Annotated in this window: 7 protein-coding genes and 1 pseudogene; 5 read left to right on the forward strand and 3 right to left on the reverse strand. The window is 69.8% G+C overall.

All coding sequences use genetic code 11. From position 1 onward, the window contains the following. Positions 1–31: 31 nt before the first annotated feature. Positions 32–1,549 (forward strand): arabinosylfuranosidase ArfA, encoded by a 1,518-nt coding sequence (gene arfA / locus ACZ5CR_RS30030; protein WP_468863074.1) that lies wholly within the window; start codon positions 32–34, stop codon positions 1,547–1,549. 17 nt (positions 1,550–1,566) lie between these two features. On the opposite strand, the gene ACZ5CR_RS30035 is transcribed toward arfA, so the two are convergent. From ACZ5CR_RS30035 to ACZ5CR_RS30045, 3 genes are all read right to left on the reverse strand, one after another. Continuing rightward, positions 1,567–2,562: an arabinan endo-1,5-alpha-L-arabinosidase gene (locus tag ACZ5CR_RS30035; protein WP_468863076.1), complete on the reverse strand. Its 996-nt coding sequence runs from the start codon at positions 2,560–2,562 to the stop codon at positions 1,567–1,569. A gap of 111 nt (positions 2,563–2,673) precedes the next feature. Then, entirely contained in the window at positions 2,674–4,053 is a 1,380-nt protein-coding gene (locus tag ACZ5CR_RS30040) for a glycoside hydrolase family 6 protein (RefSeq protein WP_468863078.1), read from the reverse strand. Positions 4,054–4,110: 57 nt separating this feature from the next. Beyond that, positions 4,111–5,247, reverse strand: a complete 1,137-nt coding sequence (locus tag ACZ5CR_RS30045; RefSeq protein WP_468863081.1) for a glycoside hydrolase family 5 protein — start codon at positions 5,245–5,247, stop codon at positions 4,111–4,113. Positions 5,248–5,735: 488 nt separating this feature from the next. Here ACZ5CR_RS30045 and ACZ5CR_RS30050 point away from each other — a divergent pair. From ACZ5CR_RS30050 to ACZ5CR_RS30065, 4 genes and pseudogenes are all read left to right on the forward strand, one after another. Beyond that, positions 5,736–7,619 (forward strand): annotated as a pseudogene (locus ACZ5CR_RS30050) (glycoside hydrolase family 48 protein); the annotation flags it as partial. After that, positions 7,616–9,946, forward strand: coding sequence for a xyloglucanase (locus tag ACZ5CR_RS30055; RefSeq protein ID WP_468863083.1), 2,331 nt, complete (start codon positions 7,616–7,618; stop codon positions 9,944–9,946). The pseudogene ACZ5CR_RS30050 and the gene ACZ5CR_RS30055, both read left to right, overlap by 4 nt. 128 nt (positions 9,947–10,074) lie before the next feature. Continuing rightward, positions 10,075–11,088: a LacI family DNA-binding transcriptional regulator gene (locus ACZ5CR_RS30060; RefSeq protein WP_468863085.1), complete on the forward strand. Its 1,014-nt coding sequence runs from the start codon at positions 10,075–10,077 to the stop codon at positions 11,086–11,088. Between the two features lie 125 nt (positions 11,089–11,213). Next, positions 11,214–12,446, forward strand: coding sequence for an alginate lyase family protein (locus ACZ5CR_RS30065; protein ID WP_468863087.1), 1,233 nt, complete (start codon positions 11,214–11,216; stop codon positions 12,444–12,446). Positions 12,447–12,567 lie beyond the last annotated feature (121 nt).

A 12,567-nucleotide genomic window follows, 5' to 3' on the forward strand; every position in this document is an offset into this window, starting at 1 on the left:
CCTGCCCAGACGCCCCGTTGAAAGGTTCTCCATGGCCCCCCGCTCCGCCCGCTTCACGCTCGACCCCGCCTTCGCCGTCGGCGACGTCGACCCGCGGCTCTTCGGCTCCTTCGTCGAGCACCTCGGCCGATGCGTCTACACAGGCATCCACGAACCGGGCCACCCCTCGGCCGACGAGGCGGGGCTGCGCACCGACGTGCTCGGCCTGATCCGCGAGCTCGGCGTGACGGCCGTGCGCTACCCCGGCGGGAACTTCGTCTCGGGGTACAAGTGGGAGGACTCCGTCGGCCCCGCCGACGAGCGGCCACGCCGCCTCGACCTGGCCTGGCACTCCACGGAGACCAACCGCTTCGGGCTCTCCGAGTACATCGCCTTCCTGCGCAAGATCGGCCCGCAGGCCGAACCGATGATGGCGGTGAACCTCGGCACACGCGGCGTCGAGGAGGCCCTCGACCTCCAGGAGTACGCCAACCACCCCTCCGGCACCGCCCTGTCCGACCTGCGCGCCGCGCACGGCGACAAGAACCCCTTCGGCATCCGCCTGTGGTGCCTGGGCAACGAGATGGACGGTCCGTGGCAGACCGGCCACAAGACCGCCCAGGAGTACGGGCGCCTGGCCGCCGAGACCGCGCGCGCGATGCGCCAGATCGACCCGGACGTCGAGCTGGTCGCCTGCGGCAGCTCCGGTCAGTCCATGGCGACCTTCGCCGAGTGGGAGGCCACGGTACTCGCCGAGACCTACGACCTCGTCGACCACATCTCCCTGCACGCCTACTACGAAGAGACCGACGGCGACCGGGACTCGTTCCTCGCCTCCGCCGTCGACATGGAGTCCTTCATCGAGAACGTCGTCGCCACCTGCGACCACGTGGGCGCCCGACTGAAGTCCAAGAAGAAGATCAACCTCTCGTTCGACGAGTGGAACGTCTGGTACCAGTCCCGGCCTCATCCCGAGGTCGAGGAGAGCCTGCGCGACTGGCCAGAGGCGCCACGCCTCCTGGAGGACAACTACACCGTCACCGACGCGGTCGTCGTCGGCTCGCTCCTGATCGCGCTCCTGCGGCACGCCGACCGGGTGGCCGTCGCGTGCCTGGCCCAGCTGGTCAACGTCATCGCGCCGATCATGACCGAGCCGGGCGGCCCCGCCTGGCGCCAGACGTCCTTCTTCCCCTTCGCGCAGGCCTCGCGGTACGGCCGCGGCCAGGTCCTCGACGTACGCGTGGAGTCGTCCGCGCACGAGACGCGGAAGTTCGGCGAGGTGCCCCTGCTGCACGCGACGGCCGTCCGCGCCGAGGACGGCACCGTCACGGTCTTCGCGGTCAACCGCAGCCAGAGCGAGCCGCTGTCCCTCGAAGTCGCTCTCCAGGAGCTGGAGTTGACCACTGTCATCGAGCACAGTGCGCTGTCCGACGCGGACCCGGACGCCCGCAACACCCTCGCGGAGCCGGAGCGCGTCACCCCGCACGGCGTCAGCGGGAGCGCACTCCAGGACGGCACGTTGAGCGCCGTCCTGGAGCCGCTGTCATGGAACGTGATCCGGCTTGGCTGAGTCCTTGCCGCGGTGGGTCAGTAGGCGACGGGCCATCCGGAGCTCCAGTTCAGGAGGTTGACGCCGAGCTTCGGAGTGCCGTTGTCCTGGCCGTCGTAGTAGTGGTAGACGAGCAGGTCACCGTCGGCGTCCTTCATGACCGACTGGCCGCCGGGGCCGATGTAGCGGCCGTGGCTCTCCTGGATCGGAGTGCCGCCGTTGTTCAGCATGCCGACGCCGTTCTTGTCGACGTACGGCCCGGTGACACTGGAGGAGCGGCCCACCTTGATCTTGTACGTGGAGCTGGTGCCCGCGCAGCACGTGTCGTACGAGGCGAAGAGGTAGTAGTAGCCGCCCCGCTTGACGATGTAGGGCGCCTCGACGGCCTTGGTGCCGGTGGGGCGCGAGGCGAGCGAACGCCGGGCGGTGTCGCCCGCGTACTGCTTGCCCGTCGAGGGGTCGACCCTGATCATCTTGATCCCGGTCCACCAGGAGCCGAAGGACAGCCACCACTTGCCGTCGTCGTCCACGAAGAGATTCGGGTCGATGGCGTTGTAGTCGCTCGACGTGGTGGAGGTGTACACGGCTCCGTAGTCGGTCCAGGAGCCGGGCTCGCCCGTGGTGGAGGCCGCGAGGCCGATGGCCGACTTGTTCGAGCCGAACGACGAGACGGAGTAGTACATCAGGTACTTGCCGCCGTGGTAGGAGATGTCGGGCGCCCAGACGTCACCCGTGGAGTTGTAGTTGCTCCACCAGCCGGGCCGGGTGGGGAAGGCGGAGCCGTCGCGGCCGAAGGTGATCCGGTCGGTGGAGGTGCGCAGTTGCAGGCCGTCGCCGGTCGAATAGAGCAGGTACGTGCCCGACGAGGTGCGGGCCAGGGTCGGGTCGTGCACGACGATGTCGCCGGTGACCTGGCCGGGATTGGGGTAGGCGGTGGCGCTGCTCGGGACGAGGGCGAGCAGGGCGGCGGCGGGCAGCGCGACGAGGGCTCTGCGCCGAAAAGGGGTGGGGATGCGGCTGGGGGTGCGGCTCACTCCGGGCTCCTTGCGTGGTCGGCGCAACTCCCCGTGTCCCTCGGGGAGTTGAGCGGAGGCGGTACGACATGTGGTTGCCGCCCGCCCCCGCGAGGTTGCCGCCCGCGCGTGTTACAGCGCCGGATACGCGTTCTTCAGGAGCTCCTGGAACTGGGCCGAGAACCACTTCCCGGAGATCGGCGCGTTCGCGAGCGCGCCGGACGGGTTGTTGCCGTTGCGGGGGTTGCCCCCGTACGTCGGGTCACACATGCGGTCGAAGCCCTTGCCCTCGTCGTTCGGGATCTCCTTGCTCGACCCGTCGGACTCGCCCGGCGGCTTGATCCACACATAGGCGTCGATGCCCGCCTCCGGGGCGGTCCTCGGCCGCTCGCCGAGACCCGCGCCCGACTGGTTGCACCAGTTGCCGATGTGGATGCGCCGGTCGTAACGGCCGCCCTCCACATAGGTGTTCACGTCCGTGGCGGCGCCGGGGCCCGCGGGCCGCGCGGATCCGCCCCAGCCGTTGCGCGAGGTGTCGATCAGCATGCCGATGTCGGACCTGAAGCCGGAGGAGACGAGCTGGCTCCGGAACGACTGGGCGAAGGAGAGCTCGTCGACGGACCGGTTCCAGTCGACCCACGTGGACTCGCGGACCGACCGGCCGCCCACGGTGTCGCCGATCTTGAAGTTGTTCTCCTTGAGGGCGCTGTAGTTGGCCGTGTTGGTGATGAAGCCGTGCACGTTGTCGACGCTGCCGCCGTCGGCGGTCGCCGCCTGGTACATGACCTGGGCGGACGCGGCGAAGTTGTCGTCCCAGCCGATCCAGCCGTGGTGACCCGCGTCCACGTAGTTGTAGACGTTCGGCACGGCGCCGAGCTTGCGAAGGGCGTAGCCGACGCCCTTCACGTAGTTGCCGTTGGCCTTCATCACGTCACACGCGGGCGTCGCGGTGGGGCGGCCGCCGGTGTTGGTGACCAGGTTGGGCAGCGAGTCGATCTCGACGGTCGTGACGATGCGCAGGTTCGCGTACTTCGCGTCGGCGAGGATCGCGGCGATGGGGTCGATGTAGTCGGTCTGGTACTTGCCGATCTCGGTCGGGCCGAGCTCGCCGTTGGACGCGAGCGCGGCACAGTCCCGGCCGGGCAGGTTGTAGATGACCAACTGGATGACACCCGCGCCCTGCTTGAGCGCCTCGTCCAGGTGGTCGCGCAGGCCCATCGAGTCGCCGGCGCCCTCGATCGCGGCGATCCGGTCCAGCCAGACGGCGGTGGGCTGCTTCGCGATGGCGCTGCCGCCCGGTTCGGCGGCGGCCTTCGACGACCACTCGGGGTTCACATAGGACTTGGCGCCCGCGTACGGATTGTCGACGCGCGCCGCCGCTGCCTGCGCGGTCGTGCTTCCCGCACTGTCGCTCACGGCGAGCGCGGTGCCGCCGGTCGTGGCGAGGACGGTGGCGAGTGCGGCGAGGAAGAGGGCGCGGGATCTGCGGTGCCTGGTGTGTGTGCGGCTCATGGTGGGGGTGATTCCCTTCGGGGGTGGGGGTGGACGGGGCTGTGGGGAGCTGGACGGTCAGCCGGCGAGCGCGGCCAGATGGTCGCGCAGACCAGCGCCGAACGCCGTGGGTGTGCCGTCGTAGGAGCTGATCAGGGAGGGGCCCGACGAGCAGTCCCAGGTGTTCCAGGTCCAGCCGAGATAGGAGGCCCGGTGTGCGTCGAGCCACTTCATGACGGAGTCGATGAAGCCGTGGGAGCAGGTGTTCTCGCCGATCTCGCCCGCCACGAGCGGGACTTTCGCGGCGACCGGGGCGAGCGTGGAATCGAAGCAGCTCGTGGTGGAGCAGGTGTTGAAGTTGTAGACGTGCCAGGCCGCGGCGAGATTGCCCGCCGGGTCCTTCGGCGCGTGCTCCAGCCAGCCGCTGAGATCGTTCGAGTACGCGATGCCTGCCGCGAGCACGAGATTCTTCGCGCCCGTCCCGCGTACCGCGTCGAGCAGGTCCTGCATGCCGGCGACCTCGTAGCCGATCCCGGGGCAGGTGCCGCCGTCCCGCCAGCAGTCCCAGGCCTGCTCGGTGGTGGGCGTCGCACGGTCCGGGTAGGGCTCGTTGAACAGGTCGAGGACGACGGCCGGATCGTCCTTGAAGGTGTTGGCGACCGAGGTCCAGAACTGCGGGGTGTACCGCGCGTTGGGCATCGGTTTCTGGCAGCTGGCGTGCACGTCCGAGCAGCCCGCCGAGTTGCCGGTGTACTGGCCGTGCGACCAGTGCAGTTCGACGATCGGGGTCATGCCGTGGTCCTGGACGCGCCGGACCAGATCCTTGATGGCGGACGTGTAGTTGGCGCCCGCGTAGCGCGGGTCGATGTTGTCGGTTCCCAGCCAGCACTCCTCGTTGAGCGGGATGCGTACGGTGTTGGCCTTCCAGTCCGCGATGGCCTTCACGGAGGCGTCGTCGACGGGGCCGTCGAAGATGCCGTAGCCCTGGACACAGGCGAACTCGCCGCCGGAGCGGTTGACTCCGAGCAGCCGGTGCGTCGCGCCTCGGGCGTCGACGAGCCGGTTGCCGTCGGCGTGCAGCACCGGGGGTGGTGCCGCCACGGCGGGCGCGGCGTCCGCCGTCGGCAAGGCGGAGGGCATCGCGAGTCCGGCGGCGATGAGGACGGCGCCCGCGAGGACGGCCGACGTGCGGAGCGGACGCAGGGATCGGGGCATGAGCGACTCCTCGGATTGAACCGGAATCGCTCCCACTGGTGCCGTGGAAGCTAGCAGGAAGTCGCCGCCGAGAACAGAAAGGTTGGCGGGTTTCTCAGATTCTCCGGATCGCGGCTGTCGAATTCATTCGACAACTCCCTTCCGTGTGACGGCTCTTGACATCGCGGCGATTCGGCTGAATTTTGGGAGCGCTCCCACTGGTGCTCCATCTGGTGCTCCCGCTGGTCCTCCCACTCGTTTCCCGCTGGTCCTCCGACTGTTTTCCGTGCTCCCCGCGCGGAGCCCGCCCCCACCATCGAGCTGTCAGGAGTCATCCCGGCATGTCTGCATTTCCCCATTCCCCCCATTCCCGCGGCTCCGGCCCCTCCAGACCGGAAATCAGCCGCCGCAACCTGCTCACCCTCGGTGCCGGAGTCGCCCTCGCCCCCATCGCCGTGGCGCTCAATCCCGCAGCTCACAGCGCCCAGGCGGCGACCGCGGCCACCGAGTACGAACAGCGGTTCCTCGACCTCTACGCGAAGATCACCGATTCCGCGAACGGCTATTTCTCGCCGGACGGTATTCCGTACCACTCCGTCGAAACCCTCATTGTCGAAGCCCCCGACCACGGGCACGAGACGACATCCGAGGCGTACAGCTATCTGCTCTGGCTGCAAGCCATGTACGGCAAGGTCAGCGGCGACTGGACCCGTTTCAACGCGGCCTGGGAAACCATGGAGAAATTCATGATCCCCACCCATGCCGACCAGCCGACGAACAGTTTCTACAATGCGGCGAAACCAGCCACGTACGCCCCCGAACACGAGCAGCCGTCCCAGTACCCGGCCCGGCTCGACCCCGCGATCCAGGCCGGCGCCGACCCGATCGCCGCCGAGCTGAAGAGCGCGTACGGCACCGACGACATCTACGGCATGCACTGGCTGCAGGACGTCGACAACATCTACGGCTACGGCGGCGGCGCCCCGGGGCCCGTCTACATCAACACCTTCCAGCGCGGCTCCCAGGAGTCGGTCTGGGAGACCGTCCCGCACCCCACCCGCGACGAGTTCGAGCACGGCGGCAAGAACGGCTACCTCGACCTGTTCACCGGCGACGCCTCCTACGCCAAGCAGTGGAAGTACACCAACGCCCCCGACGCCGACGCCCGCGCCGTGCAGGCCGCCTACTGGGCGCACGTCTGGGCCTCCGCCCAGGGCAAGGAGTCCCAGGTCGCGGCGACGGTCGCCAAGGCGGCCAAGATGGGCGACTATCTGCGCTACGCCCTGTTCGACAAGTACTTCAAGACCATCGGCGACTGCACCGACCCCTCCGGCTGCGCGCCGGGCAGCGGCAAGAACAGCTCGCACTATCTGCTGTCCTGGTACTACGCCTGGGGCGGCGCCACCGACACCTCCGCGGGCTGGGCCTGGCGCATCGGATCGAGCCACAGCCACGGCGGCTACCAGAACCCCCTGGCCGCCTTCGCCCTCAGCGCGTACGCCCCGCTGGCCCCCAAGTCGGCCTCGGGCAAGGCGGACTGGACCAAGAGCCTGACCCGGCAGATCGAGTTCTACCGCTGGCTGCAGTCCGCCGAGGGCGCCATCGCGGGCGGAGCCACCAACAGCTGGCAGGGCCACTACGGCGAGCCCCCGGCCGGCACCTCCACCTTCTACGGCATGGCCTACGACGAGAAGCCCGTCTACCACGACCCGCCGTCCAACCAGTGGTTCGGCTTCCAGGCCTGGTCGATGGAGCGCGTCGCCGAGTACCTCCACGAGACCGACGACCCCGCCGCGAAGACCGTCATGGACAAGTGGGTCACGTGGGCCCTGTCCGAGACGAAGATCGCCGCCGACGGCACCTGCACCTTCCCCTCCACGCTGAAGTGGTCCGGGCAGCCCGACACCTGGACCCCGGCGAACCCCGGCGCCAACACGGGACTTCACGTCTCCGTCGTCGACCGCACCAACGACGTGGGCGTGGCCGCCGCCTACGCCAAGACCCTCACGTACTACGCCGCCGCCACCGGCCACACCGCGGCCGCCACCACGGCCAAGGCGCTCCTCGACGGCATGTGGCAGCACTACCAGGACCCGCTGGGCATCGCGGTGCCCGAGACCCGCGCCGACTACAACCGGTTCGACGACGGCGTGTACGTCCCGAACGGCTGGACCGGCACCATGCCCAACGGCGACACCATCGACTCCGGATCCGACTTCACCTCCATCCGCTCCTTCTACCGCGACGACCCCGACTGGCCGAAGGTCGAGGCCTACCTCGCCGGGGGAGCGGCTCCGCAGTTCACCTACCACCGCTTCTGGGCGCAGGCGGACATCGCGCTGGCCATGGGCGCGTACGCCGAGCTCCTCGAACCGGGGCCGGGGTCGAAGTGAGCGCCCGTCCCACGCGGGGCGGGAACGGGAAGCTGCTCGGCGCCCTCTGCCTGATCCCGGGTCTGCTGTTCGTGGCCGCCCCTTCCTCCGGGGCCGACGACGCCCGTGCCGACGGCGTCAAGGAGAAGGCCCCGGCCGCGTCGTACACCTGGAAGAACGTCCGCGTCGACGGCGGCGGCTTCGTCCCCGGCATCGTCTTCAACCGGGCCGAGAAGAACCTCGCGTACGCCCGCACCGACATCGGCGGCGCCTACCGCTGGCAGGAGAAGTCCCGGACCTGGACCCCGCTGCTCGACTCCGTGGGCTGGGACGACTGGGGCCACACCGGGGTCGTCAGCATCGCGTCTGACACCGTCGAACCGAACAAGGTGTACGCCGCTGTCGGCACGTACACCAACGACTGGGACCCCGGCCAGGGCGCCGTCATGCGCTCGGCGGACCGGGGCAGGACCTGGAAGAAGGCCGACCTGCCCTTCAAGCTCGGCGGCAACATGCCGGGCCGTGGCATGGGCGAACGCCTCGCCGTCGACCCGCACGACAACCGCGTCCTGTACCTCGGGGCGCCCAGCGGCCACGGCCTGTGGCGCTCCACCGACTCCGGCGCCACCTGGTCGCAGGTGACCGCGTTCCCCAACCCCGGCGACTACCGGCAGGATCCGGCGGACTCGACCGGCTACGCCTCCGACAACCAGGGCATCGCCTGGGTCACCTTCGACGAGTCCACGGGCGCCTCCGGCTCGCGCACCAAGACCGTCTACGTGGGCGTCGCCGACAAGGAGAACGCCGTCTACCGCTCGACGGACGCGGGCGCCACCTGGACGCGTCTCGCGGGTCAGCCCACAGGACACCTCGCCCACAAGGGCGTACTCGACGCCGAGAACGGCTACCTCTACCTCGCCTACAGCGACAAGGGCGGCCCCTACGACGGCGGCAAGGGCCAGGTGTGGCGGTACGCGACCCGCACCGGCGAGTGGAAGAACATCAGCCCCGCCACCGACGCCGACGCGTACTACGGCTACAGCGGGCTGAGCGTCGACCGGCAGCATCCGGGCACCGTCATGGTCACCGGGTACAGCTCGTGGTTCCCGGACACCCAGATCTTCCGCTCCACCGACAGCGGCGGAAGCTGGACCGGCGCCTGGAGCTACGCCGCCTACCCCGAACGCGCCAACCGCTACACCATGGACGTCTCGTCCGTGCCGTGGCTGTCGTGGGGCGCCAACCCGGCGCCGCCCGAACAGGCCCCGAAACTGGGCTGGATGACCGAGGCCCTGGAGATCGACCCCTTCGACTCCGACCGGATGATGTATGGCACCGGGGCCACCGTCTACGGCACCAGGAACCTCCGGCAATGGGACAGCGGCGGCAAGTTCACCGTCACCCCGATGGTGAAGGGCCTGGAGGAGACCGCCGTCAACGACCTCGCGGCACCGTCCTCCGGAGCGCCGCTGCTCAGCGCGCTCGGCGACATCGGCGGCTTCCGGCACACGGACGTCACCAAGGTGCCGCCCCTGATGTACACCGAGCCCCACTTCACCACCACGACAAGCCTCGACCACGCCGAGTCCGACCCGAACACGGTGGTGCGGGTCGGACAGCTCGACAGCGGGCCGCGCATCGCCTTCTCCCGTGACAACGGCGCCAGCTGGTCGGCGGGCAAGGAGCCTTCGGGCGTCTCCGGCGGCGGTACGGTCGCCGCGTCCGCCGACGGCAGCCGCTTCGTGTGGAGCCCGGACGGCACGGGCGTGCACACCAGCGGAGACCGGGGCGCCACGTGGACGGCGTCCACGGGCATCCCGCAGGGCGCGGTCGTCGAGTCGGACCGGGCGGACCCGAAGACGTTCTACGGCTTCAAGTCCGGGACGTTCTACGTCAGTACGGACGGCGGGGCGACCTTCACCGCGAAGGCGTCCACCGGGTTGCCTGCCGAGGGTGCGGCGCGCTTCAAGGCCGTGCCCGGCTCGAAGGGGGACATCTGGCTGGCGGGCGGAAAGGCCGGGGGGACGTACGGCCTGTGGCACTCGACGGACTCCGGCGCGAGCTTCACCCGCGTCCAGGGCGTCGAGGAGGCCGACACCATCGGCTTCGGCAAGGCCGCGCCCGGCTCGGACCACCAGACGCTCTACACCAGCGCGAAGATCGACGGCGTGCGCGGCATCTTCCGCTCCACCGACGCCGGGGCGAGCTGGGCGCGCGTCAACGACGGCGCCCACCAGTGGGGCTGGACCGGCGCGGCCATCACCGGTGATCCCCGGATCTACGGGCGGGTGTACGTGTCCACGAACGGCCGTGGCATTGTGTACGGGGACGACAACTCCCCAGGCTGACCGAGTCAGTCGAAGCGCTTCGACACGCCTATGGACAGCACATGGGTGTCCCTCTAGGGTCGAGGTGGCCCCAAGTCGAAGCGCTTCGCCGCCGCCTCACGACCTGTCGAACTGTCCGGGAGAGCTGAATGGTCACCCTTGCCGAGGTCGCCCGCCACGCCGGAGTCTCGGCCAGCACGGTGAGCTACGTACTCAGCGGCAAGCGGTCCATCTCCGCCTCCACCAAGGACCGCGTCGAGCGGTCCATCCGCGAACTCGGCTACCACCCGAACGCCGGCGCCCGCGCCCTGGCCAGCAGCAAGTCCAACATCATCGCGCTGATGGTGCCGCTGCGCACCGACATGTACGTGCCGGTGATGATGGAGATAGCCATCGCCGTCGCCACCACCGCACGCACCCACGGGTACGACGTGCTGCTCCTGACCGGCGAGGAGGGCCCCGAGGCGGTCCGCCGCATCGAGGGCAGCGCGCTCGCCGACGCGATGATCCTGATGGACGTGGAGCTGCACGACGAGCGCCTGCCGCTGATCCGCGAGATCGCCCGGCCCACCGTCCTCATCGGCCTCCCCGCCGACCCCACGGGTCTGACCTGCGTGGACCTAGACTTCGTGGCGACCGGCGCACAGTGCGTCGAGCACCTCTCCGAGCTCGGCCACCAGGAGATCGCCGTCATCGGCGAGGCGCCCGCCGTGTACGAGCGGCACACCGGGTTCGCCGAGCGCACCCTGGACGGGCTGCGTACGCGGGCCCGCGAGCTCGGCCTGCGCGTGCTGCACCGGCCCTGCGAGGGGACGTACGACGCGCTGGCCGCGACGCTTGCCCGGATCTTCGACGAACGCCCCGGCACCACGGGGTTCGTCGTACAGAACGAGTCGGCCGTTGAGCCCCTCCTGAGCCTCCTGCGCCAGCAGGGCCGCGCCATCCCGGAGGACGTCTCCGTCATCGCGATCTGCCCCGACCAGGTCGCCACCCAGGCCTCGGTGCGCCTCACCTCTGTCGCCATCCCGGCACAGGAGATGGGGCGGCAGGCGGTGGAGCGCGTCGTCGCGAAACTCCGGGGGCAGGGCGTCGACGAAGTCGCGCTGATCGCACCGGAGTTGACGGTGCGGGCCAGCTCGGGTCCGGGGCCCGCGAAGGGCTGACGGCGGGGGCGGTCGACGACGGATGCGGCCGACGAGGTGCCGATTTCTGTTATCGGTGGCCGCCCGCCCCGTCTCCTGGGTGATCGCATCCTCAGCCCCCTTCGCAGCCTCAAGGAGCCATCCCCATGGGTCAGGACAACAGGCATCGGCTCAGCCGTCGCGGCATGCTCAAGGTCTCCGGAGGCCTCGCCGCCGCGGGCGCCGTCGGTGGCGCGGCCACGATCGCCCTCACCGACGAGAAGGCGGACGCCGCCCCCACGGCCTTCGCCCACCCCGGCATGCTGCACAACGCGGGTGACCTCAACCGCGCCAAGGTGAAGGTCGCCGCGGGCGCAGCGCCCTGGACACCCGGCTGGCAGAAGCTGACCGGCAACGCGCTCTCCGCGGCCACCTGGAAGGCCAGCCCCCGTGACGTGATCATCCGCGGTGGCACGGGTCAGAACTACCCCACCCTCTACCGCGACATCCACGCCGCGTACCAGAACGCCCTGCGCTGGCGGATCAGCGGCTCGGCCGCGCACGGTGACGCCGCGCGCGACATCCTCAACGCCTGGTCGGCCACGCTCACCCAGGTGACGGGCAACGCCGACCGGTTCCTGGCCGCCGGGATCTACGGCTACCAGTTCGCCAACGCCGCCGAACTCATGCGCGGCTACGACGGGTTCGACCTCGACCGGTTCAAGACGATGCTGCTCGAGGTCTTCCACCCCCTCAACGACGACTTCCTGAAGAATCACAACGGCGCCTGCATCACCAACTACTGGGCCAACTGGGACCTGTGCACCATGGCATCGGTCATGGCCATTGGCATCCTCTGCGACGACAGGGCCACGTACGACCGCGCGGTGGAGTACTTCAGGAACGGCGCGGGCAACGGCTCCATCAAGAAGGCCGTCCCCTTCGTGTACGACGGCGAAGGCCTCGCCCAGTGGCAGGAGTCGGGCCGCGACCAGGGCCACACGATGATGGGCATGGGGCTGATGGGCGCGATCTGCGAGATGGCCTGGAACCAGGGCGACGACCTCTACGGCCACGACGACAACCGGTTCATGAAGGCCGCCCAGTACGTCGCCAAGTACAACCTGGGCCAGGACGTGCCGTTCACCAAGTACACCTGGGGCACGGGCCAGAACTGCGCCTATCGCGAGCAGACCGTCATCTCCGAGGCGGGCCGCGGCCAGGCCCGCCCGGTGTGGGACCTCCTCCACTTCCACTACGCGCGCCGCCGCAGGCTGTCCGTGCCGTACATCACCGCCCTCGCGGAGAAGGTCAGGCCGGAGGGCGGCGGCGGTGACTACGGCCCGAACAGCGGCGGGTTCGACCAGCTGGGCTTCGGGACACTGCTGTACGCGAAGTAGCGGCGGTGGCGGGGGGGGGGGGGGGGGGGGGGGGGGGGGGGGGGGGGGGGGGGGGGGGGGGGGGGGGGGGGGGGGGGGGGGGGGAGGGGAGGGGGGGGAGGGGGAAGGGATAAGAATGGGC

It is taken from the genome of Streptomyces sp. NPDC031274 (assembly GCF_055570235.1).